Origin of the sequence: Gardnerella sp. Marseille-Q9185 (assembly GCF_046508745.1) — a bacterium.
In the GTDB taxonomy this organism is placed as follows: Bacteria; Actinomycetota; Actinomycetes; order Actinomycetales; family Bifidobacteriaceae; genus Bifidobacterium; species Bifidobacterium greenwoodii.
In genome coordinates this window covers 1-22,719 of the sequence record NZ_JBKFWK010000003.1, presented here as the reverse complement: position 1 = coordinate 22,719, position 22,719 = coordinate 1, and the positions used below count along the sequence as shown (strand labels likewise).

Genomic DNA, 22,719 nt, shown 5'->3' with positions numbered 1-22,719 from the left:
AATTTGGGCGGTAAAATTTGACAGAAATCAGCATTGAAACTGAAGGCCAGCTTTTAGGTGCAGCAGATATTCGACGTATTGCTGCAGAAGAAGGTATTACTCCTACTAAAAAGTTTGGTCAAAATTTCGTTATTGATCCTGGTACCGTGCGAAAAATAGTAGCGGCAGCTGAAGTTAAATCTGGCGATACCGTTATGGAGGTAGGCCCAGGACTTGGTTCTCTTACTCTTGCAATACTGCAGACTGGAGCTAATCTTACGGCTGTGGAAATAGACCCACCTCTTGCACGCCGTCTTCCTAACACTGTTGAAGAATTTATGCCAAACGCTTCTAAACGTTTTAACGTTATCTTAAAAGATGCTTTGACCGTAACAGCAGACGACGTTCCGCAACTTTCAAGGGCAGATAAGTTCACGCTTGTTGCAAATCTTCCATATAATGTTGCAACACCAATTGTGCTTACTTTACTTGAAAAATTTAGTAATTTACAACATTTTTTGGTTATGGTTCAAAAAGAAGTAGCAGATCGACTATGCGCTCAACCAGGAAATAAAGTGTATGGAACACCTAGCGTAAAACTTGCTTGGTACGGTCAATCTCAGCGCGCGGGCCTTATTGGGCGTAACGTTTTTTGGCCAGCGCCAAATGTTGATTCTGCACTAGTATCTTTCACTCGCTATTGCAAAACTAAAGGAAATAATAGCGAACGCGAAGGTGTATTTACTTTAATTGACGCCGCTTTTCAGCAAAGACGAAAGACCTTACACGCAGCTCTTAAACATTTAGTTAGTGACGAAGCATACGAAAAAGCTAATATAGATCCTACAAGACGCGGAGAAACGCTTACATGCGACGACTTTATTGCGTTGTATCGCGCTTGTAAAACTTTAGAGTTGCAGCAAAAATAGTTTTTTATTCGAAATTTAAAATAGCAATTTCGCCAAATAACAGTTTGCTAATAAACGCTTATACGCGTCAAAATCAGTCATACATAGTCAGTAAAATGCGATTTATATTACGCTTTGCAGATTAAGAAAATGGCTGCAAACAAAATAAACTTACAGATCGGAAGTGAACATGACGCAAGAATACGATGAACGTATTGCTCGTAAGGCTTTCATGTATCAAAAGAAGCGATCTGTTATTACTACTGTTAGCATAGCTTTGGCAGTTACGTTTGTATTTGCGCTGTTAATACAATTTCATGTTTTCGGGATTAATTCAATAGTTGCGCCAAAAGATAATCCTAATTTCGGCATAACAGCACCATGTGCAACCAAAGGCAAAGAAGGCTCTAAAACTCCTTATGTTGATAATCGTGCTGTGTCAATTCGAGTATTAAACGGTACGAAGTTCCGAGGATTGGCAAGAGCAGTAGGAGAAGCATTAAATGCTCGAGGCTTTAATCTTACAGAAGTAAATAATAACAAAACAAGTAATGTTAAAAGAACAACTATTTATTTCGGCAAGAACGCTATTAATGAAGCATACACAGTAAATTCTAATTTTGCTGATGCTGTTATGCGCATGGACGATCGCCAAGATAAGCTCGTAGATATTGTTCTTGGCTCGACTTTTAATAATCTTCGCCAGAAAGTTGATGTTCCAGCTGCAGGAGCCGCAATACAAGAAGTCCCTGGATGCGTTAAAGCAAAAGATATGAAGGAACTTCCTAAAGCAGATTCACATAAAGCTGTGAAATAATCTACTTTTTATACGTTTCTTCGTACCAGCGCTGTAATTCTGCAACAGCTATATCGTGAGCTACAGGCCCGTTATCAAGACGGTAATCAAGCATATGTTTATAAGCTTCACCAACGATTGGCCCTGGCTGTAAATCTAGCAGTTTCATGATTTCATTTCCGTCAACATCTGGACGAATAGCATTAAAATCTTCTTGCTTCTTCAATTCGCGAACGCGCTGTTCCATCTCGTCCATTGCGTGCTCAAACATCAAAGATTTGCGACGATTCTGCGTAGTTGCATCAGCTCTAGTAAGTCGATTCAAACGCTCATATAAGTGCCCGGAATCCTTAACATAACGTCGTACTGCAGAATCAGTCCAAGGTTCATCAACATAACCGTGAAAACGCAGATGCAGATTTACTAATTCGCTTACATCTTCAATAAGATGATGGTCAAAATGCAATTCTTTCAAACGCTTACGCGTCATTTTTGCACCAACTACATCATGATGGTGAAAACTAACTTTGCCACCATCTTCAAACTTTCTAGTACGCGGCTTGCCTATATCGTGCAACAAGGCTGCTAATCTCAAAGTTAGATCAGGAGATGGCACAGGACCTTCATCATCGGTTTCTAAGGCAATAGCGCGCTCAAGAACCATCATTGTGTGCTCAAAAACGTCTTTATGACGATGATGCTCATCAATTTCAAGCTGTAAAGCTGGAATTTCCGGCAAGACTCGCTTTGCAATACCAGACTCAACAAGAGCTTCCAAACCTTTACGCGGACGGTCCGAAAGAAGAAGTTTGGTAATTTCGTCACGAATACGCTCAGCTGAAACAATATCAAGGCGATCTACCATATCTACAATTGCTTCAGCAGTATTAGTTTCGATAGTAAACCCAAGTTGTGCAACGAAACGAACTGCTCTCATCATTCGCAAAGGATCATCATCAAAAGATTGACGAGGATCAACAGGCGTTCTCAACACTCCTTTAGCTAAATCACTAGCCCCACCAAACGGATCTACAAATTCCAAATCTGGAACACGCAAAGCCATTGCATTAACTGTGAAATCTCTCCTAGAAAGATCACCCTCAAGAGTATCCCCATATTGCACTTCGGGTTTACGAGAATCAGGATCGTATGCGTCTGAACGGTATGTAGTAATTTCAACTTTTACTTCCGTCCCATCCGGGCGTCGACGAACAGCACCCAAAGTGCCAAATTTACGACCCATATCCCAAAAACCGTCATGACCCCAACGCCTTAAAATAGGTTCAAATTCTTCTGGACGAGCAGAAGTGCAGAAATCAAGATCATGCGACACGCGATGCAACAACATATCGCGCACAGGTCCACCAACTAATGCAAGTTCATAATCGTGTTCAGCGAAAAGTCGCCCCAACTCTATAGCTTCAGGCCAAACTTTGAAGTTCTCAGTCACCCTTACCGACACCCTTTCAGCAAAAATTAATCTATATTCCAGCATACAGTTACCCCAATGCACAGCGGATTGAGTAAGGTGGAGTGTATGGTTACTCCTGCAGATTTACGACGTATGCTCGCCAAGCTTGCGGATAATCATGCCCAAAATCAGTCTGCGCCTCAAATAACGCCTCTTGATTTATCTAAAATTCATAGTAAAAAATCTTTAGAATCAAACGAAGAAAAATCTCAGATTTTCGTTGATATTCCAATCTTTTCAGAGCTTGAGCAAGAGTCTCAAGAAGTGGTTGAAAATGAGGATGTTCTTCAAAAAACTTCAATAATCCCTGGCGCATCTCCGGCTATTATGCCACAGCGTAGACTATCAGATACGCCTGCTACTTTCGCCTCTTTAGACGCTCAAGATTTGCCAATTATTCGTGAATATTCCGCAGGCGGACTTGTATTCGACACACTCGGGCGTGTCGCAATTATTGCTCGACATTCCAGAAGCGGACATCTTGAATGGTGTCTGCCAAAAGGTCATATTGAGAAGGGTGAAACACCTCAAGAAACTGCTGTTCGTGAAATTCATGAAGAGACTGGAATTATAGGCGAAGTGGTTGATTCAATTGCCACAATAGACTATTGGTTTACAGGAACAACTCATCGAGTTCATAAACTAGTTCATCATTTTGCGTTACGCTACGTAGGCGGCGATCTTTCTGTATTAGGAGATCCAGACCATGAAGCAGAAGATGCAATATGGGTAAATTTCAAAGAACTGAGCGCGATTTTAAGTTATCCAAATGAGCGTAAAGTTGCATGGCTTTACGCAAAAAAAGCAAACAGGCGGTCTCACAGTGACGAATCTCACGCGTAAGAACCATATAGCGCACGAAGCGCACAATTTAACATGCCACAAGCCATGTTTTTACATGCGTAATTTACTGCAATCCGCGCGAGCTTTGTGCTTAAAAGTTTTGCATTTTACTATTATTTTGATTACGTCTCTTGCCATTCTTCTTGCAATAACTAATATGCAATGCGCAAAATATGTGGGATTGTTGCGTACAGCAAACGCTGTTACATCTAATACGACTTTAGAAGATAAATCCGGTAAAAACACTAAGAAAAAAGAAAACGATTACGAAAATCCTCACACAAAGGGAATTGATCTTAATATTCTTCAAGCCACACCGGTTGTGACCGATAAAAGCGGCTACCATCTTACTGCAACAGTTAAATCTACAACAGAAGCACTTCCTGAAGGCCTTTTGCAACTTTCTATTAATTCCAACTACACTTTTGTTTCACGAACAGATTTGCAAAATTGGGCTCAAGGAGAATCTCTTATACCAACTCCGCAAATACTTGGCTCAATAAAAATTGGCGAAGTTGCAGCAGGAAAAACTTCAACCTTCCATTTTGATATACCCTCAGACTCTCAAGAACTTAAATCTATTTGGCATTGGGGTCCAAAACCTTTAAAAATCACGTATTTTTCTAAGGATTCTTCACGATATAAATCCATTCGTTCCTTCTTAACAAGATCGAACGCAGGCTTTAATGTGCCTGAATCTCCAGCAATAAAACTTACGGCAGTTATGCCAATTCTTGCAAATAAGCAACATGTTTTAAAAGATAATTTCACAAGCACAAATAGTAGAGTTGTAGCGAATTTGCAAGCAAATAAGCAGGATACGCACTATGTGCTTGAGCAGGCAGATTTAGTTAACAAGCATAATAAATTGCAAACTATTGCCGATATAAATACGCTTCAAGCAGCTCGATTATTATTTGTTCCTAACGCTTTTATGCAAAAATCAGGTTTTGATATTAGCGCTTATGCAGATGATCACAATTCTAAAATGTATCGTTCTGCTGGCATTAATGAAAGCACATGGTCTGCTAAAAATTCAAGAATTCAACAAACTTCAAAAATTCCACAATCTTCGCAGATAGCTGAAACTTCTAACTCCTATGCTCATCCTCATGAAACGAAGCAGATTTCGAAGGTTGACAACAGATCACAAAACACATACGCTTGGCAAACTCGAGGAAAATGGACACTTTCAGCACTTGAGCTTGCAAAACGCAACGGTTATAACACTGTTATTTCCACAGATGAATTTGATTCTACAGCTTCACAATTTGCTATTAGCAACGGCATATACGATGTTGAAACTCCCGCAGGAGACGTACGCGTATTATCTGCTCAATCTGTTCTAACAATGCTAGCAAACGGCAAAGCAACAAGCTCTACAGCTCTTAGCGAGCACACTCAGGCCGGTAGAATAAACCGTTTAGTTGCACAAAGCGCGTTCTACCAAATGGAACAACCTTACGTAGACCGCAATATTCTTATTACTTTTTCTAACAAAACAGACGTAAAAAATATTGATGGCGTTATGAGTGCATTGGAGCAATCGCCTTGGCTGCAACTAAGCGACTTAAATACAATGGCACAAATTAAACAAGAAAAGCTGCCTTCTTGGAAAAATAATGATCTTATGCACTCAATGCCTCACAGTAGTGCAATTAACGCAGTTTCAGCCAAAGAAAGACGATTAGAATTAAAGAATTTAATTCTTTACAGGCAAAAAGTTTCGCGTTTTGTTAAAAATATTCTTAATTACGAGCAGGATACGAAATTACGCAATACGGAAGGCGACGCTCAAGCTCTAGCTAAACAGGCTGCTAAAGCAAAAAATAGGATTAGCGCTAAAGATTGGGGATTGTATTTATTACGCTTGTACGACGATATTGCGTTGCAAGAATTAACAAATAAAACAAGCAGTCTTCCGACTAAAATAAAAAAATACGCAAATCGTAAACAACAACAAACAGCTTATAACGAAAATAGCACAGCGAAATACTTTGTAAATAAGCTACTTTCTGGGATTCGCATAATACCTCCAAAAGATATTACTGCAGTTAGTGAAACGGCAAGCATACCGATTACTATCAGCAATACTTACGCTTATCCAGTAAAAGTGTATTTATCTGCAGATACGCACGTTATGGAAATTGTTACTCGTAGAAAGACTTTAGTTAAAGTTCCAGCAAATAGCGAAGTGCAAGTTACTTTACCTTTGCGAATTACGACTTCTCTTCACACTAAAGCTACTTTCGTTTTGGAAGATAATCAGCATCAAGCATTTTCCGCCACTCAGCACACGCTTATTACTAGTACTCTGCAAATTAGTGATAAAAGCGGTACGATTATTATAATATTCGCTTTCATGCTTGGTCTTCTTGGACTTTGGAGACAATTTAACCGTAAGAAGGATTCAGACGAATGAGTTCAGTAGGTAGAAATTCCGTTATTATGGCTAGCGGAACAGCCGCATCTAGAATTACAGGGCAAATACGTACTATTCTGCTAGCTGCAGCCCTTGGAACCACGGGACTTGCTGCAAACGCGTATCAAGCTGGATCTATGATTCCTCAGCTTATTTACACTCTTGTTTCAGGTGGAATTTTTAACGCTGTGCTTGTTCCGCAAATTGTACGCACGCTGGAAAAGAAGAATGCAGAAGAGCGCTTAAATAAGCTTATTACTTTTGCTATTGGTTTACTTCTTGCAGTTACAATTCTTATGGCTGCAGCAACGCCTGTACTCACAATGCTTTACGCAGGCGGAAGTCAAGAAATGCAAACGCTTACTTGCGCTTTTACGCTATGGTGCATGCCACAAATCTTCTTCTACGGCTTATACACCGTGTTAGGGCAAGTTCTTGCCGCTAAGGGTCGTTTTGCAATGTATGCGTGGAGTTCTGTAGCTGCGAATATTATTAGCTGCTTAGGTTTTGGCGTCTTCATTTTTATTTTTGGAAAAGCTAATAGAGAGCCTCTGAGTTTCTGGAACGGAAATACTCTTCTTCTTACGGCAGGTTTTTGGACTCTTGGTGTTGCTGCTCAAGCTTTAGTTCTATTCTGGCCGCTAATGAAAAGCGGAATACACTACCGCCCAAGTTTTGGAATACGAGATATTGGCTTACGTTCCATGGGCCCTGTTGCAGCGTGGAGCATGGGCATTGTTGTTGTTACGCAAATAGTTGTTATGATTACTACGCATATAACAACAAGCGTCCCATTTGTTGCAGAACAGCGTTTAGGATTAGACCAGTTTGAGGTAGCTGGTAATGCCACATACCAAAATGCTTACACGATGTTTTTGCTTCCTTATTCATTAGTTGCAGTGTCTGTAGCAACAGCTATTTTCCCTAAAATTTCGCTGGCTATTGCAAATCATGATTTAAATGACGCACGAAAAGATTTAAGCGAAGCGCTTAGGCACGTAAGTTTAATAATGTGCTTCTTTACGGTTGTTTTTATTGTTATCCCAACTCCTATTTCGTTAGCTTTGATTCCGTCTATAAGTTTGCAAGAAGCTAATCTTATGGCTGCTCCTCTTACAATGCTTGCGTTCGGATTACCACTTACAAGTAGTTACTTGATTATTCAACGCACGTTCTTTGCGTTTGAAGATGGCAAAAGCCCGTTTATTTTTGCTTTTGCTCAGCTTTTTACTGAGATTATTGCGTTTGTATCTTGTGTTAATTTGCTTCCTCCTACATGCTGGGTAACAGCTTTAGGAGCTTGTGTTTCAATAAGTTATTTCCTAACTTTCCCATCTCTTGTTCACATGTTGCGAAATCGTTTTAACAAGGATTTAGACGAAAAAAGACTTGTAACTACACATGTAAAAATTGTTGTGTCTGCACTAATTTCTGTTTTTATAGGTCTTTTTGTACGAGAACCTCTTTTACAAGTTTTTACTATTAATTCCCCGCATTTGCACGGAGTGTTGAGGTGGTTCAACGCTTTACTTGTTTGCGCAATTACAACAATTATTATTGCGATTATTTATCTTGCGGTACTTCTTCTTTTGAAAACTAGCGAACTTATTGATTTATCTTCACCAATAATTAGCAAACTTTCTAAGAAAATTCCTGCGCTTATTCCTCTTGCAAAGATTTTTGAAGACACTGCTCGCAAACAATCTGAGCAAAAGCAAGCTAATCGTACTGCACGAGTAGTTCGATCCGGTAAGATGCCAAATAAGTAAACAGACAAGCATAATTTGTAATATTTCTATTTACAATCAAACTTTACTATGTAATTCTGTAGTTGTTTTAGAAATTATTACAATATCAACAAAATTATTGTACATAAGTTGTCATTTCATAAGTACAATTAGATTGTAGTTAAAAAATGTTGTCATTGTTTATTGCGCACGCGTAGGAAGATGAGTAGCAAATGGAACCTCGGCTCGGAGATATTGTACTAAACCGATACGTTTTAGTATCGCTTTTGCGCAATGAGGCTGGACTACAAGTATGGCAGGCGAACGACCGCATACTTACTCAAGATTGCCAACTATTTATTGTGCGCGATTCTCGTTTTTTGCCAGAAGTTAATACAATTGCTTCTACTTTGGCGTTATCTCGCAGCACTAAATTCACTCAGGTTTTGCAGCTTCAACATCATGATTCGATTGCTCTTATTGTTACAGCTCTCGATCGCGGTATTACAGTTAGCGATTATTTAGCTAAAAAAGAAACCCCATTAAGCTACGAAGCTATAAGAACAATTGTTGCCGAAACAGCTCAAGCATTAAGCAAACTTCTTTCAAATAACATAACTCATCATGCTGTTTCAAGCGACACTGTGCGTATTACTCCTAACGGCATTGAACTTGCAGACACTGCTGTAAGCCCACTTTTAGAAGACATAACTAAATCGCAAAATAGCGAAGAAACTACAGCAAGCGAAGGCATAGAGCACGCTGCTACTCGTCAACTGGCTTCTTTACTTTATGCTCTTCTTACTAGAACTTCTTCGCGCATACAAGCGCATTTTGACGCTTCTATGCTTGCCAATGACACTCCTTCAGAATTTAGGATGATTTGCACACGAAGTTTAGACGTTAACGCAAATAATCACATAGTTCCTATGGCTTCTATTGCTGAGTTGATGGCGCTTTTGGGTTCATACACGCCTATTTCTAAGCTCTCTAATAAAGATATTGAGTTTAGTAATAAAACAAGTGCTGCATCTATTAGCAATGCTCGTTTACTTAGCGCAAAAGATGATGTAATTCTTCCTTTGCCAGAAGGTTTAACACAAAGCGAAGAACAGTTTGACGCTCAGTTTATGCAGCAAGCAAACGAGCAAAATGCTAATTCTCTTAATTTGCAAGACTCGTCCAACAATTCTGGATCTGCCGAAAATAGTGGAGCTGCAAAGATTAGTAGCAGTTTTAAGAACGCTGGCAGAACACTTGGCTCACTTCTTAAGCGAAATAATGCTAATTCTTCCAACAAAAAAGTTGATGATGATTTTGACGAAGATACAAACACAAATACTGACATTGATTTTCACGATATTGCAGCTGCAGAAATGGCAAGTATTCTTGCTCCTACGGATTTAGATACTGATGACGCTATTTTCCCAACTTTATCTGCATCATATAAGCATTTTCCTGAATCTGCTACTTCTCGAAATGTTCTTAATCGTGCTAATAATTCTCGCAATCAAAGTCAAAGAGATGATTTAACCGAAACTGGTGTTGCTGCTAGCTTTGATTTTGAACATTTACTTGCAGAGAATGCTCAGCATACAGAGCTTATGTCAAGACCGCAAAGCTTAACTTCAGAAGCTGAATCTACTGGTCGCGTACCAGTAGTCGATACCCGAGGTAGGTTTATTGCTCCTGGCGAAGAATCTGCGCGAGCACTGCAGAATGAAATTAATAATAATCAAGCCGAAGATGCTCTTAAAACAAGCTCCCCTTCATTGCCGCCTAGCTTCCAGCCTCGCGAGAAATCTGCTGATTTACACAATAAAAATAAGAATAATCCAAATGGTACAGATGCCATTGCTAATGCAAAAATATGGTTTGGTCTTTCAACAAAAGTTATTGCAATTGGCGCCGTATGCTTGCTTCTTATTATTGGATTAGCTTTAGCAATACATGGTTTATTTGGAACACATGAAAGCCAAGACAGTCTTAGTAATAATGGTTCTTGGGATAGCACAACCGTTGAAAATGTGCCTTTTGGAAGCCAAGGAGTGCTGCCACAAGAAAAGCAGCAGGCAAAGAAGCACATAGGAAGAAAACAGGTAAAGGCTGTTCCAAAACCTAAAATTCCTACGAACACTGTTGCCTATAAGGCAGATCGCTATCAGTTCCTTAGCTTCCCTGCACAACAACCTGGATACGGCTACTACATTCACTTAACAGAGCCTCAAACTGTGTATCGTTTTGTTATTTCAATACGAACCTCAGGCGGACACGCCTTCTTGCTTGCAAATACAAAAGATGATCCTAGAGAAGGCACGCAGCTTGCAGAATTTACTTTTGATGAAAGCGGAACAACTGATGTGAAACTTAAAAAGATTGTAAAATCGCAAGACTTTATGCTTTGGGTTCCAAAGGATACTATGCCTAAGAACAGTCTTTATATTAATTCTGTAAAGCTTTACTAATTTTGCAATAGTCAAATAAATATAAATAATTAACCGAATAAACCCCTGTGAATAACAAGTAAGGATAAATAACGAATGGAAAATAAAATTCACAAAGTTGTTATTATTGGATCCGGACCTGCTGGATATACTGCTGCAATATATTTGGGTCGCGCTGGATACAATCCACTTGTTATAGCTGGAGCCTTAACCCCTGGCGGCCAATTAGTTAATACTACAGAGGTAGAAAATTATCCAGGATTCCCAGAAGGAATTTTGGGACCAGATTTAATGGACGCAATGCAAAAGCAGGCCGAAAAATTTGGTGCTGAAGTTATTTTAAGCGACGTTACTTCTGTAGACTTTAATAGCCCTGTAAAGCGCGTTACAACCGAAGATGGTATAACTTATGAGGCAGAGGCTGTTATTGTTTCTACGGGCTCTACAGTGCGTAAATTGGGCGTGCCTGGAGAGCAGGAATACTCTGGACGAGGAGTTTCATATTGTGCAACCTGCGATGGATTCTTCTTCCGCGGTAAACCAATTACGGTAGTTGGCGGCGGAGATTCAGCCTTCGAAGAAGCACAATTCCTTTCTCGATTTGGATCTTCTGTGACTTTAATTCATAGACGCAACGAGTTTAGAGCTTCTAAAATTATGGTTGATCGCGCAAAAGAGAACGAAAAAATTAGTTTCATACTTAACAGTGTTGTAGAAGAAGTGCACGGCGACAGTAAAGAAGCAACATCTTTAACTATTAGAAATGTTGCTACGGGAGAAACGCAAGAGATTGAGTCTTCAGGATTATTCGTTGCAATAGGGCATACTCCCGCAACAAAGTTCCTTAATGGCGCATTAAGACTAAATGAAGACGGAACCATTGCGGTTGACGGCGCTTCAACTAGAACCTCTGTAGACGGAGTTTTTGCTGCGGGAGATGTTGTAGATAGCGTGTACCGACAGGCTATTTCTGCAGCCGGCATGGGGTGCAGAGCAGCTCTTGACGCGCAGGCGTATCTTAATGAGAAAGAAGATTAATAATACGCTTCATTTCTTCCGGAGATGAGAATACTATTTCAATTCTGCCGTGGTTCTGCGTGCCTTTAATAGCAACTTTCGTAGCAAAACGCTCCTCAAGCTGCTGACGAATAGGCGAAGAAGACCAGTAGTTATTTCTTCTAGCGCGCGTACGAGTCACACCGTTAGCAGGATGCTCTGTTTTTAATGAAACAATTTCCTCAGTACTTCTAACCGACAACCCTTCAGAAATAATACGATTAGCAAGCTCCTCCATATCTTCCGGCTTTTCTAATCCAAGCAATGCGCGAGCATGGCCTGCAGAAAGAACTCCGGAAGCAACATGCTTTTGAACACTAGCAGGCAAATTAAGAAGCCTTAAAGTATTGGCAATTTGCGGACGAGACTTTGAAACAGATTTAGAAAGCTGAATTTGTGTCAATCCAAAATCGTCAATCATTTGAGAATAAGCGGCAGCCTCTTCCAAAGGATTCAAAGCTACGCGGTGAAGATTTTCAAGAAGCGCATCGCGCAACATATTTTCATCAGACGTAGTTCTAACGATTGCTGGCACTGTGTCAAGTTGCGCAATTTGAGAAGCTCTCCAACGACGCTCGCCCATAATAAGTTCGTAATGTGCAATTTCTTTATTATTCTTATCAGCGTTTTTAATTGGTCTAACAACTATAGGTTGAAGCACACCGACTTCTTTAATTGAAGATGCAAGCTCTCGCAATTCATCTTCGTCAAAAATAGTTCTAGGCTGATGCGCATTAGGAACAATATCAAGAGGCTTCAAATAATCTAAATAACCGCCTTTAATTGGCTTTAATTGTTGATTTTCTGCGCCTTTTTCAAGATTATTAGACTCAGCATTTTTTTGCTTATCCAGCTTGAAATTAGGTGAAGTTGAGTCAGAAAAGAAGAAGTCAATTGGGCGAGTTACATCTCCAAGAGATGGCATTGCAGAACGTTTATGAGCATGCTTTCCAACATGCTTTTCACCTTGTTCACTACCCTGCAACAACTGCGCAGTTTCACGTGAAACATTCTTTATTTTATTGTTATCTACATTCGCGTGTGGCGAAATAGAATTTATCATGCTAGGGACTTTTGTTTCATGTGAAACACTTTTTTCGCTAATGCTATCTTTTTTTACAGTTTCACGTGAAACATGTTCTGTGTTTTTATTCTGCTTTTCTAAAGAATTCTTTTTTTGCGAATCATTTTCGGAAGATGTTTCATGTGAAACACTATCTTGCAGTTTTATAGATGAATCAACAAGAGCATCTTCGCCAGGTAAAGCTGGGAATAATGCACCTAAGCCTTTGCCTAAACGAGACTTACTTACACTCATTATTATCTCCTCTTGTTGTTCTTATTTATTATTATCTTGTTTTTCCGCAATAACAGATAATACAGTCTCGGATCGCTTAGCAATTTCTAATGCTGCTTCACGATACGATATTGCGCCAGCTCCATGAGGATCATAAGTTATTACGCTTTGATTAAAGCTAGGAGCCTCAGGTATTTTTACAGTGCGAGGAATAGTCGTTTCAAGAACAATATTCGGATAATGTTTTTTAACTTCTTGAAAAACTTCACGCCCTAATAATGTGCGCTTATCAAACATTGTTACCAGCATAGTCGAAACAGTTAAAATAGGATTATAATGCTGTTGCACCAATCCAATTGTTCTAATAAGCTGACCTAAACCTTCCAAAGCATAATATTCTGCTTGAATAGGAATAAGCATTTCCTGTGCTGCACACATAGCGTTAATAACCAACAAACCTAGTGAAGGAGGGCAATCGATAAACACATAATCGTAAGGCTCTTCACAATTATTAAGATAATCAGAAAGAGCATTCTTCAAAAGATTGTTGCGATTATCCATTTCAGCAAGCTCTAATTCAGCACCGCTTAAATCAATAGATGCTGGAACTACATCAAGACCTTCTACGTCCGGACAAGCTTTTTTTACTTCAGCAATAGTTTTACGACCTTCAATTACATCATAAACTGACAAATCTCCAGAAGAATGTGGAGTATTTAATGCAGTAGACGCATTGCCTTGCGGATCCATATCAATTAGTAACACGCGAGATCCGCCAACTGCCATAGCTGCAGCAAGATTAACAGCTGAACTTGTTTTACCAACACCGCCTTTTTGATTTGCAACTGCAATAAAACGAGTTTTTTCCGGCTTAGGATACTTCACTTTTTCGAGGGCATGAAATCGCGATGTTAAATTTGCCAATTCAATACCTAAGGAAGATTTTGAATCTCCAAAAATGCGTTGAATCGTTTCTTCAGCTGATTCCACGACAATCACCCCCGCATAGTAATGAAAATGCCTAAAAATACGATACGTCTATTAAGTTTCCTTGTTTCTATGGACATAAAAAACTAAAATCACGTAATGTTTCACATGAAACATCAACACCTTATTCCATAACTAACTACACATTTTTCTAATCATAGAACACTAACATCCGTGCTGCTGCACACTCCGCAATAGACACAATCAATACCTCAACCTATCGCAAAATCTAATTGAACAATTTATATTCACGTGATGAGATTTTTCGATTTTTCACATTGATTAGATGTTTGCACGTTTATGAAGCTTTGCACCAATGCTCTGCAGACGCTGCGTATGAAGCTTTGCACCAATGCTTCTGCGAAAAGTGGTTTTGTAGCTTTGCACCAGTGCTTTGCTAACGTTGATTCCTGTTGATCAGAGAACACTAACATCCGTGCTGCCGCACACACCACACCAAGCACTCTTCCTACCACACCAAAAAACAACGGTGGGTGGAATTTACGAGTGAGAGATAGGAATTGCTTGTCGAGCAATATAAAAGCGGAGCGATAGTAATATCTTGTTGAGAAATAACTATTTTTGAAAGAAAGTAACTAAAAAACTAAACTTAACTATGCAACCGCTAAGTCCAAATAAGGTATAAGAGCGTAGCGCTGCGAGACAAGTAATTCCTATCTCTCACAGCACTTCAGAAAACACGCCAGCCAAACACCACCCAAAACTCGCGCCACAATAAGTAAGGAACTACCAAAACTCGCCCAGCATCAAACACAAATTTTAATTAAAAATCAAGCCTTATCGATTAATACGACTGTAGTCGGCTGCAAACCAGACGCAACTGGCGCTTCAAGAATTCGAGGATTTGCGCCACCAGCTTTGCGAATCATTTTTGCAGCTTTTTCTACTTCTGCTTTAGCAGACTTACCTTTTAAGGCGACTAAACTTCCATGCGCTCTTAATAAAGGAATAGTCCATCCGGCCAATTTTGTCATAGGAGCTACAGCTCTGCACGTTACTACATCAAACGCAGGAATTTCATGTGATTTAATTTTTTCAATAACTTCGTCTGATCTGCCGTGAAATATAGTAACGTTTTTTAACCCCATAAGCGCAATACACTCGCGCAACCAATCCACGCGACGCTCCATTGGTTCAATTAATGTAACGTCATAGTCAGGTAAACAAGCAGCTAAAACTAAACCAGGAAATCCTCCGCCGCTGCCAACATCAGCAACTCTTTTTTGCTTACTTTTTTCCGCAACTTTGCGAACAAAAGGCACAACTGCTGCAGAATTTAATATGTGACGCTCCCATAAAATTCCCATGTCTCGAGGGCCAACAAGTCCTCGTAGCAAACCTTCTCTTTGCAGTTTCACGTGAAACATGGAACATTGAGGGAGTGCGCTACCAAGAACGTCATTTAGTAATGGAGAATTTTCTAATTCATCAATTACAGGCTGAGTGTTTTCTGCCATCTGAGTAGATTGATTATCGGCCATTTTCCCCACACTTATTCGTATCTTGATATTTTCAAAATATCTAAATCTATTAAAATATAAAGTAACATAACTAAACATTTTTTGTTCAAAAATGTTACTTTATGCTGTTTTATAAACACTTTCTTCTAAATGCTTTTTCAAAACTTACATTTAAAAAGCAATAGAATGTTTTAAAATGCAACCTTTAAAATTATTCCTCTACATATTCGTCATCAGAAGAAAGTGCATCATTCATATCATCAACCACATCTTCATCAGACCTAGCAGGCAAATAAACAGTAACATAGCGATGTGGTTCTTCACCGTGGGAGCGAGAACGCAAACCCTCATCTCGAACAGTGTCATGAATAACCTTGCGTTCAAAGGAATTCATTGGCTTCAAATCTACAGATTCACCAGTTTCGCGAACTTCATCAACCGCATCCAAAGCAATATCGCGCAAATGCTGACGCTTACGCTTCAAAAAACCATCAACATCGACAATAAGATGGGAACGATCACCAGTTTTTTGCTGAACCGCAAGCCTGCTTAACTGTTGCAAAGCATCAACAACTTCGCCTTCACGACCGATTAAATGCTTAATATCAGTGTCATCATCTGCAACAATCTGAATCATTGGACGATTATTGCGAATGCCCATCTCAATATCGCCTTCATAATCAGCAATATCAAGCAAACCTTCTAAATAATCGGCAGCAATATCAGCTTCTTCGTTGAGCTGGTCAACCGTCTTCTTATCGTCTTGTACCATTACTTACTCCTTATCGTGACTTAAAAATTCACGTTGCAAAATTCTGAAGTCTAGTTTAGCGGATAATAAAGCCAAATAAATAATTTTTAAAGAGTTATTTTCTTACCTTTATTAAGCGCTTAACATATTTAATTACTACTTTTTTGATACTTTACGCTTGCGCTGTGGCTGCTTACGCTGGAATCCTTCATTTTCCCTGCGTTCAGCCTCTTCGCGAGCTTTCTGAAGATTTTCTTCTTCAATAGAAGGCAAACCTTCACGCTTTCTGCGCTCTGTTTCTTTTTTGTAATCTCGCTTCTCTTTCTCTTCAGCTGCAGGAGAGCCAGGAGTTGGGAAAGCATATACCTGCCAAATAGAGCGAAGCATATTCATAATGTTGTTAACCAACCAATAAACAAGCATTGCAAACGGAAGCGCAAAAGCAGAGAAAACATAAATCAGCGGGAAGCCCCACATCATAAGCTTTTGCATTGTATATTGGCTGCCTTGCTTAGACTCTGGAGGAAGATTTTTACGAATATTGTTAAATTGCATATACCACATTGCTGCACACATAAGTACAACAAAGATTACGATTACGATTTTGCCCGTTAGTTCGACCGTCATAAATGTGTCTGCAACACCTACTCCAAATACGTGAGTTTTTATAAACTGTTGAGCTGTTGCAGTATCAAAAGCGCCAAGAGCAGCATGCTTTCCGCGAGCGATAAAAGGAATAACCGAAAGCGTGTACCAAATGCTCATAAATGCAGGACCTTGAATCATCATAGGCAAGCAACTTCCTGCAGGATTTGCATTGTTATCCTGATACAGCTTCATCATTTCTCGCTGCATTGCTTCCTTGCTTGCAGCGTCGCTTTTGCCCTTATATTTTTGCTGAATTTTCTTCATTTTAGGCGCAATAGCCTGCATATTACGCATACCTTTAATGCTTTTAATAAAAGCAGGGAATATGCACGCGTGCACAACAATCACAAGGAAAACGATTGAAAGAACCCAAGAGAATCCAATTTCGTTCATACCAATAAGAACTAGGAACTTATGACACAAAGACATTACCTGAGTCATAAGCCATTCAATTGGGGTAAGAATCTTATAGAACCATCCTAAGAATCCATTATCAAGTAAGAAGTGATCTTGATTAAACATTAGTTTTCCTTGTCTTCTTCAGCCAAGGGAGTTAGCCGTGGCTCTTCATGCGCTTTAGACCAAGCACAACGATAAAAGATTGAATATTTACGTGGCACATCATCAATACTGCAGCTGGTCCATGGTCTGCAGCGAAGTAGCCTCAATACTGCAAGAATACCACCTTTAAATGCACCATAGCGAGAAACAGCTTCTATAGCATATCTAGAACATGTGGGGTAGTACCTGCAGCAAGCTGGTCTATTTGCAGAAATTTTTTTCTGATACCAGCGTATGGCGCAAATTATTCCGCGAGCAATATAGCTTTTCTTGCTACGCATCATAATAGTCACCATACCTTTATTAAAAATCAGTTATTTCTGTCAATTATTTTTAACTGCTTCGTGAAAATCATGTTCATGCACAGTTTTTAATAATTCACTAATTTTAGCAAAAAGTTTTTCTATCTGCCTATGCAGCGAATCAAATGAGGATTCTGCTGCAGTAGGTTTTGCACGCAACACAACATCACAGCCATAAGGTAGTAATGATTCACAATCTTTAGCAATAACCCTAAGTCTGCGCTTCACTTTATTGCGAATTACAGCTTTACCTACCGATTTAGATACAGCAAGACCTAACCTCTTGGCATCCTCACTATTTTGAGAAGGCATTAAGGTATCAGAAAATGCCGCGGGAATACTATTTCCAAAACCCGTGGCAATATAATCTAAAACTGCACTTCTATCTTCGTTAGGTGTGTTCTTAAGGGCTGTATCGTCACGCATCACATAATGCGCGACGATATCTCGCGAACTCACTTTGCGTCGCTTCTTTAGAACCGCAACAAAATCGCGGTGGCTTTTCAGCCTTTCCATGTTTTACGACGCTACCTTAACTCAGGCAGACAGTGTCTTGCGACCCTTGGCACGACGACGATTGATTACGGCGCGGCCAGCACGCGTACGCATACGAACGCGGAAGCCGTGCTTCATGTGACGACGACGGTTATTTGGCTGGAATGTCCTCTTCATAAATATGCTCCTGTATTCAACCATGCAAAAGCATGGCCCCGTATGAGTCAAGCTCTACTAAAATACTCTTACCCCTCACCAATAGTCAAAACTCCATATTTTTTGAGCATTTTATTTAACTTGTTTAAATGCGCTAAAAAATATTTTGTTCACATTTTTATCACATTTTATTATTTATTAAAAACGTTGGAAAATAGCCAAAATCTCAACACTAACTTATCCACAAATTACACACATGTTATTCACAATTGAGCAATTTCAACACGCTAGACGGTGGATAACTTCGTAGGGTCAGAGTAAACATGATTTACTGACACTTTGAAAACACGTGCGCGCGAAGTTGGAAAAAGCTACGCACTAATCACAGGTTGGGGGTGAAATGGCTGATACATTAGGCGAACCTAAATCGGAAGCTGAATCAATTTGGTCTAATACGCTTACTGTCTTGCAGCATAATGCCCTTTTAACCGCTAGGGATAAGGGTTGGTTTGAAGGTGTAACGCCGGAAGCAATCTTTGGAACAACTATTGTTTTGTGTGTGTCAAATGCGGAAGCACAGCAGGCTTTGCAAAATGAGCTTAATTCACCACTTTTAACAGCTCTAAAAATTTGCACAGGCAAAGACATGTTCCCTGCTTTTAAAATTGTTCCTAACTCTAATGTTCAGAACAATTCTGTAGCAAATGGAGCATCTGAATCATCTCAGCAAAACAATCGTGCAGCTAATTTAAATAATAATATTTCAACTGCAGCTGTTCCTCCTGTTGTTACTGTTCCAAGCCAAGATTCTGAAAATTTGTTATCAAAATCTTCTAACCTTACTTCGCCTGAATTTGTTAATGAAATAGTTAATAATAAAAAAATTTCAGCAAATTCTACTTTGCAACCAGATTTTGATAATGCTACTGGATTATCAACTCTTAAACAAACACAAATTTCTTCGCCTTCAGCACAATCTGCACAACAAACTGTTTCTGTGCAGAGAGATGCGATTACGCATTTAAATACTTGCGCAACGTTTGACACATTCGTTCCGGGAGATTCAAATCGTTTTGCAAGAACGGTAGCACTTGCTGTTGCCGAAGGATCCGGACGTGATTTTAATCCTTTATGTATTTATGGCGGATCTGGCCTTGGTAAAACTCATTTGCTTAATGCAATTGGCAATTACGCTTTAGTAAAAGACACTTCACTTAAAGTTCGTTATGTTACTAGCGAGGAATTTACTAACGAATTTATTGAAGCTCTTCAAACACCTAATCAAAGTCAAGGTCAAATAGCTGAGTTTAATAGGCGTTATCGCGAAGTTGATGTTCTTCTTATTGACGACATCCAATTTTTGGGTGGAAAAGAAGCAACTCTTGAACAATTCTTCCATACTTTTAATTCCTTATACCAGGCAAATAAGCGAATAGTTATTGCTTCTGATGTTGCTCCAAAAAATCTTAAAGGCTTTGAAGCTCGTTTAATTTCCAGATTTGAATCTGGTCTTACCGTAGACATTAAGCCGCCAGATTTGGAAACGCGTATTGCAATTTTAAGAATGATGGCTTCAATGAATCACTGCAATGTTCCAAGCGACGTGCTTGATTTAATTGCAGAAAGATTTACTGAAAATATTCGAGAACTTGAAGGTGCTTTAACTCGTGTTACAGCTGTAGCATCCTTAAGTAATCAGCCTGTTAGTAAAGCTTTGGCAGAACAAGCTTTACAAGACTTTTTTGCAACAGATATTGAAGTAAGGCCAACTGACATTATTAGTCAGGTAGCTCAGTATTTCCACATGACTTTTGATGAACTTGTTGGTCGTCAGCGCACAAAGAATGTTGCTCTTGCGCGCCAAATTGCTATGTATCTTGCTCGAGAGATGACAAGTATGAGCTTAGTTGATATTGGCGAAGTTTTTGGCGGTAGAGATCATACAACTGTAATGCACGCTTATACTCGTGTAAGTGGAGAGATGCAGGAAAAGCAGGAAATTTACAATTATGTTATGGAATTAACGGTTAGATTAAAGCAAAATCCTGCAGATCATAGAAAGTAAAAACAACTTTTCCACTGTTTTATGAAGATTTGTTTATAAATTTTTTTAAAGTTATCCACATACTTAATAACAAATGTGGGTAAAAGCTGAGTATAACTCGTGGAAAACGCCGTTTTTAAATGTTAATAAGTAGTGTATAAGAGCTTTAAAAATGTTAATACATTAAAAAATAGCTTTTATTGTGGATAACTCGACAACTTGTACACATTATTATTAGACACTTATTAACAGCTTTAAAATGTTAATAACCTATAAATTGCGCGCCTAAATAAGAGTTTTCCACATATACACAGCTTTTATTATGACTACTATTTTATTTACTTATTTATTAATAAAATTTATAAATCTTTGCACTCTTATAAATTTTAAAGACTACAGATATGTGCACTAATACTGTAGAATGATTGCAGACTTTAAACGAAAAGAGGAAGCATGAAAGTAGAAGTCAACTCTGCATCATTTGCTGATGCTGTAGCTTGGACTACACGCGTTATAGATTCTAGGCCTGCAAACCCTATTCTTGCAGGTCTAAAAATTGAAGCAACAAATGGAACACTGCAACTTTCTGCCTTCAACTATCAAATTTCTAGCCTAAACCATATTGAAGCTGGCATTGATGAAGAAGGTAGTGTACTTGTACTAGGCAAATTAATGGCCGATATTACAAAGTCCCTTCCTGCAGAAAATACTTATTTAAGTTCAGAAAACAATTTATTAACTATTACTTCTGGAAAATCAACATTTACTCTTCAACTTATGCCTTTAGGAGAATATCCTGATTTACCTGCTCTTCCTAATAAGTTGGGTCAAGTTGATGCCCCAACATTTATTCAAGCAGTTAATCAGGCTTCTGTTTCTATTTCTAGAGAAGAAAATAGACCAGTTTTAACAGGCATCCGAATGCAGTTTGAAGATGACACTGTTACTATGACTTCAACTGATAGATTCCGTTTGTCTCGTTCTACTTTTAAGTGGACTCCAGAAAATGAAAATACTAATTCTGTAACTCTTGTTCGTGGTACTTTATTACGAGATATTGCTCGTTCTTTTGACGATCATCAGAACGTTATTATTGATTTTGACGAAAAAGATCCAACATTACTAGGTTTTGAAAATTCTGGTAGAAATAGTACTTCACAACTTATCGATGGCGAATTTCCTTCTGTAGATAGGCTTTTTGTTGATGACTATCCAATTCACGCTGTTATTAATAGACAAGATTTAATTAATTCTATTAAAAGAGTTTCTTTGGTAGCAGAAAAGAATGCTCCTATTAGAATGACTTTTGCAAATCAAGAATTAACTTTAAGTGCTGGTGCTGCTGACGAATCTCAAGCAAAAGAAGTTCTTGACATTGACATGGATGGTGAAGAAATTACTGTTGCTTTTAATCCTTTATATTTGATTGAAGGTTTAAGTGCAATTACTGAACCATTCGTTCATATGAAAATGGCAACTGCAGTAAAACCTGTTGAATTTAATGGTCAACAAGAATCAGACGGTGACGAATCTATGAATTACCGTTATTTGCTTGTTCCTATGCGTTTTAATAATTAGTTTTTAATATTAGTTGTGATATTACATTTTGTTGCAGCATCTTTTTACTGTAGAATGTAATATCACAATTTTTTATGTTTTATTTTTAAAAGAAAGGGTAATAAAGAAATGTATATTTCGAGAATTGCCCTTGATACTTTTCGTTCTTGGAATCATATAATTTTTGATTGCGAACCAGGAATTAATATTATTTACGGCAACAATGGTCTTGGCAAAACAAATATTGTTGAATCTCTCGAATTTGTTGGTACTGGAATAAGTCATCGTACTTCTTCAACATTGCCTCTTATAAGAAAAGGATATGAAAAATCCACTATAAGACTAAATACGCGTAAAAATGATGAAGAAACAACTTATGAAGTTAATATTTTTTTAAAAGGAACAAATAGGGCTCGTATTAATAACGGAAAATCCCTTTATATGAGAGATATTTTAGGCCATTTACCAGTAGTTTCTTTTACGCCTAGTGATCAATTACTTATTTCTGGAGATCCAACTGTTAGACGTACTTTTATAGATCAAGCAGGATTATTACTATTACCAAACTATTCTCAAATTTTGCAAAATTTTAAGCATATTTCTAAACAGCGCGCTGCATTATTAAAAAGTATTAGAGAATTTTCAAATAATAATCAACCAATTTCATTATCTGGTTTAGAAATTTGGACTGGTAAATTTATTGAATCTGGAATTATGCTTACACAAGCTAGACAAAAAGTAGTAAATATTCTTAATAAATATTTTAATAAAATTATTAAATATCTTACTAATAG

19 protein-coding genes are annotated in these 22,719 nt (G+C 38.5%); 10 read left to right on the top strand and 9 right to left on the bottom strand.

Annotation, left to right across the window (positions count from 1 at the left end):
• Positions 1 to 17 precede the first annotated feature (17 nt).
• Both rsmA and ACLD5M_RS03855 read left to right on the top strand, forming a co-directional pair.
• Positions 18 to 908 (top strand): 16S rRNA (adenine(1518)-N(6)/adenine(1519)-N(6))-dimethyltransferase RsmA, encoded by an 891-nt coding sequence (gene rsmA, locus ACLD5M_RS03860; protein ID WP_047923030.1) that lies wholly within the window; start codon positions 18 to 20, stop codon positions 906 to 908.
• Between the two features lie 169 nt (positions 909 to 1,077).
• On the top strand, positions 1,078 to 1,704 hold the full coding sequence (locus tag ACLD5M_RS03855) for a LytR C-terminal domain-containing protein (RefSeq protein WP_004136581.1): 627 nt from the start codon (positions 1,078 to 1,080) through the stop codon (positions 1,702 to 1,704).
• 1 nt (position 1,705) lies between these two features.
• On the opposite strand, the gene ACLD5M_RS03850 is transcribed toward ACLD5M_RS03855, so the two are convergent.
• Positions 1,706 to 3,178: a CCA tRNA nucleotidyltransferase gene (locus tag ACLD5M_RS03850; protein WP_047923033.1), complete on the bottom strand. Its 1,473-nt coding sequence runs from the start codon at positions 3,176 to 3,178 to the stop codon at positions 1,706 to 1,708.
• 42 nt (positions 3,179 to 3,220) lie between these two features.
• Here ACLD5M_RS03850 and ACLD5M_RS03845 point away from each other — a divergent pair, with 42 nt between their 5' ends.
• From ACLD5M_RS03845 to trxB, 5 genes are all read left to right on the top strand, one after another.
• Positions 3,221 to 3,997, top strand: coding sequence for an NUDIX hydrolase (locus ACLD5M_RS03845; protein ID WP_004136585.1), 777 nt, complete (start codon positions 3,221 to 3,223; stop codon positions 3,995 to 3,997).
• Positions 3,998 to 4,052: 55 nt separating this feature from the next.
• Complete coding sequence (locus ACLD5M_RS03840; protein WP_410314646.1) at positions 4,053 to 6,419, top strand: DUF6049 family protein; 2,367 nt, start codon at positions 4,053 to 4,055, stop codon at positions 6,417 to 6,419.
• Positions 6,416 to 8,188, top strand: a complete 1,773-nt coding sequence (gene murJ / locus ACLD5M_RS03835) for a murein biosynthesis integral membrane protein MurJ (RefSeq protein ID WP_047923039.1) — start codon at positions 6,416 to 6,418, stop codon at positions 8,186 to 8,188. Before ACLD5M_RS03840 ends, murJ begins: the two co-directional genes overlap by 4 nt.
• A 191-nt stretch (positions 8,189 to 8,379) precedes the next feature.
• On the top strand, positions 8,380 to 10,611 hold the full coding sequence (locus ACLD5M_RS03830) for a kinase (RefSeq protein WP_410314645.1): 2,232 nt from the start codon (positions 8,380 to 8,382) through the stop codon (positions 10,609 to 10,611).
• A 75-nt stretch (positions 10,612 to 10,686) separates the two neighbouring features.
• Positions 10,687 to 11,628: a thioredoxin-disulfide reductase gene (trxB, locus tag ACLD5M_RS03825; protein ID WP_308581560.1), complete on the top strand. Its 942-nt coding sequence runs from the start codon at positions 10,687 to 10,689 to the stop codon at positions 11,626 to 11,628.
• Here trxB and ACLD5M_RS03820 read toward each other — a convergent pair.
• From ACLD5M_RS03820 to rpmH, 8 genes are all read right to left on the bottom strand, one after another.
• Positions 11,609 to 12,964 (bottom strand): ParB/RepB/Spo0J family partition protein, encoded by a 1,356-nt coding sequence (locus ACLD5M_RS03820; RefSeq protein ID WP_410314644.1) that lies wholly within the window; start codon positions 12,962 to 12,964, stop codon positions 11,609 to 11,611. The two genes, trxB and ACLD5M_RS03820, sit on opposite strands and share 20 nt — an antisense overlap.
• Before the next feature lie 21 nt (positions 12,965 to 12,985).
• A complete protein-coding gene (locus tag ACLD5M_RS03815; RefSeq protein WP_410314643.1) occupies positions 12,986 to 13,933 on the bottom strand; it encodes a ParA family protein in 948 nt (315 codons plus the stop codon).
• A gap of 788 nt (positions 13,934 to 14,721) precedes the next feature.
• On the bottom strand, positions 14,722 to 15,432 hold the full coding sequence (gene rsmG, locus ACLD5M_RS03810; RefSeq protein WP_004133914.1) for a 16S rRNA (guanine(527)-N(7))-methyltransferase RsmG: 711 nt from the start codon (positions 15,430 to 15,432) through the stop codon (positions 14,722 to 14,724).
• 190 nt (positions 15,433 to 15,622) lie between these two features.
• Positions 15,623 to 16,183, bottom strand: a complete 561-nt coding sequence (locus tag ACLD5M_RS03805) for a protein jag (RefSeq protein ID WP_004133911.1) — start codon at positions 16,181 to 16,183, stop codon at positions 15,623 to 15,625.
• A gap of 135 nt (positions 16,184 to 16,318) precedes the next feature.
• On the bottom strand, positions 16,319 to 17,332 hold the full coding sequence (yidC, locus tag ACLD5M_RS03800; protein WP_004133910.1) for a membrane protein insertase YidC: 1,014 nt from the start codon (positions 17,330 to 17,332) through the stop codon (positions 16,319 to 16,321).
• Complete coding sequence (gene yidD, locus ACLD5M_RS03795) at positions 17,332 to 17,652, bottom strand: membrane protein insertion efficiency factor YidD (protein ID WP_004133909.1); 321 nt, start codon at positions 17,650 to 17,652, stop codon at positions 17,332 to 17,334. The genes yidC and yidD overlap by 1 nt, the downstream gene beginning before the upstream one ends.
• 42 nt (positions 17,653 to 17,694) lie before the next feature.
• Complete coding sequence (rnpA, locus tag ACLD5M_RS03790) at positions 17,695 to 18,189, bottom strand: ribonuclease P protein component (RefSeq protein ID WP_004133908.1); 495 nt, start codon at positions 18,187 to 18,189, stop codon at positions 17,695 to 17,697.
• 21 nt (positions 18,190 to 18,210) lie between these two features.
• Positions 18,211 to 18,345, bottom strand: coding sequence for a 50S ribosomal protein L34 (gene rpmH, locus ACLD5M_RS03785; RefSeq protein WP_004114029.1), 135 nt, complete (start codon positions 18,343 to 18,345; stop codon positions 18,211 to 18,213).
• Positions 18,346 to 18,766: 421 nt separating this feature from the next.
• On the opposite strand from rpmH, the gene dnaA reads away from it, so the two are divergent.
• From dnaA to ACLD5M_RS03770, 3 genes are all read left to right on the top strand, one after another.
• Positions 18,767 to 20,389 (top strand): chromosomal replication initiator protein DnaA, encoded by a 1,623-nt coding sequence (gene dnaA, locus ACLD5M_RS03780; protein WP_410314679.1) that lies wholly within the window; start codon positions 18,767 to 18,769, stop codon positions 20,387 to 20,389.
• Positions 20,390 to 20,821: 432 nt separating this feature from the next.
• Complete coding sequence (gene dnaN, locus ACLD5M_RS03775; protein WP_004126500.1) at positions 20,822 to 21,946, top strand: DNA polymerase III subunit beta; 1,125 nt, start codon at positions 20,822 to 20,824, stop codon at positions 21,944 to 21,946.
• 108 nt (positions 21,947 to 22,054) lie between these two features.
• Positions 22,055 to 22,719 (top strand): DNA replication/repair protein RecF (locus ACLD5M_RS03770; protein ID WP_410314642.1); only part of this gene is annotated, 665 nt, incomplete at its 3' end.

Coding starts and splice junctions, on each gene's coding strand:
- ACLD5M_RS03855 (WP_004136581.1), top strand. CDS start 1,078: ATGACGCAAGAATACGATGAACGTATTGCTCGTAAGGCTTTCATGTAT.
- ACLD5M_RS03850 (WP_047923033.1), bottom strand. CDS start 3,178: ATGCTGGAATATAGATTAATTTTTGCTGAAAGGGTGTCGGTAAGGGTG.
- ACLD5M_RS03845 (WP_004136585.1), top strand. CDS start 3,221: ATGGTTACTCCTGCAGATTTACGACGTATGCTCGCCAAGCTTGCGGAT.
- ACLD5M_RS03840 (WP_410314646.1), top strand. CDS start 4,053: ATGCGTAATTTACTGCAATCCGCGCGAGCTTTGTGCTTAAAAGTTTTG.
- murJ (WP_047923039.1), top strand. CDS start 6,416: ATGAGTTCAGTAGGTAGAAATTCCGTTATTATGGCTAGCGGAACAGCC.
- ACLD5M_RS03830 (WP_410314645.1), top strand. CDS start 8,380: ATGGAACCTCGGCTCGGAGATATTGTACTAAACCGATACGTTTTAGTA.
- trxB (WP_308581560.1), top strand. CDS start 10,687: ATGGAAAATAAAATTCACAAAGTTGTTATTATTGGATCCGGACCTGCT.
- ACLD5M_RS03820 (WP_410314644.1), bottom strand. CDS start 12,964: ATGAGTGTAAGTAAGTCTCGTTTAGGCAAAGGCTTAGGTGCATTATTC.
- rsmG (WP_004133914.1), bottom strand. CDS start 15,432: ATGGCCGATAATCAATCTACTCAGATGGCAGAAAACACTCAGCCTGTA.
- ACLD5M_RS03805 (WP_004133911.1), bottom strand. CDS start 16,183: ATGGTACAAGACGATAAGAAGACGGTTGACCAGCTCAACGAAGAAGCT.
- yidC (WP_004133910.1), bottom strand. CDS start 17,332: ATGTTTAATCAAGATCACTTCTTACTTGATAATGGATTCTTAGGATGG.
- yidD (WP_004133909.1), bottom strand. CDS start 17,652: ATGCGTAGCAAGAAAAGCTATATTGCTCGCGGAATAATTTGCGCCATA.
- rnpA (WP_004133908.1), bottom strand. CDS start 18,189: ATGGAAAGGCTGAAAAGCCACCGCGATTTTGTTGCGGTTCTAAAGAAG.
- rpmH (WP_004114029.1), bottom strand. CDS start 18,345: ATGAAGAGGACATTCCAGCCAAATAACCGTCGTCGTCACATGAAGCAC.
- dnaN (WP_004126500.1), top strand. CDS start 20,822: ATGAAAGTAGAAGTCAACTCTGCATCATTTGCTGATGCTGTAGCTTGG.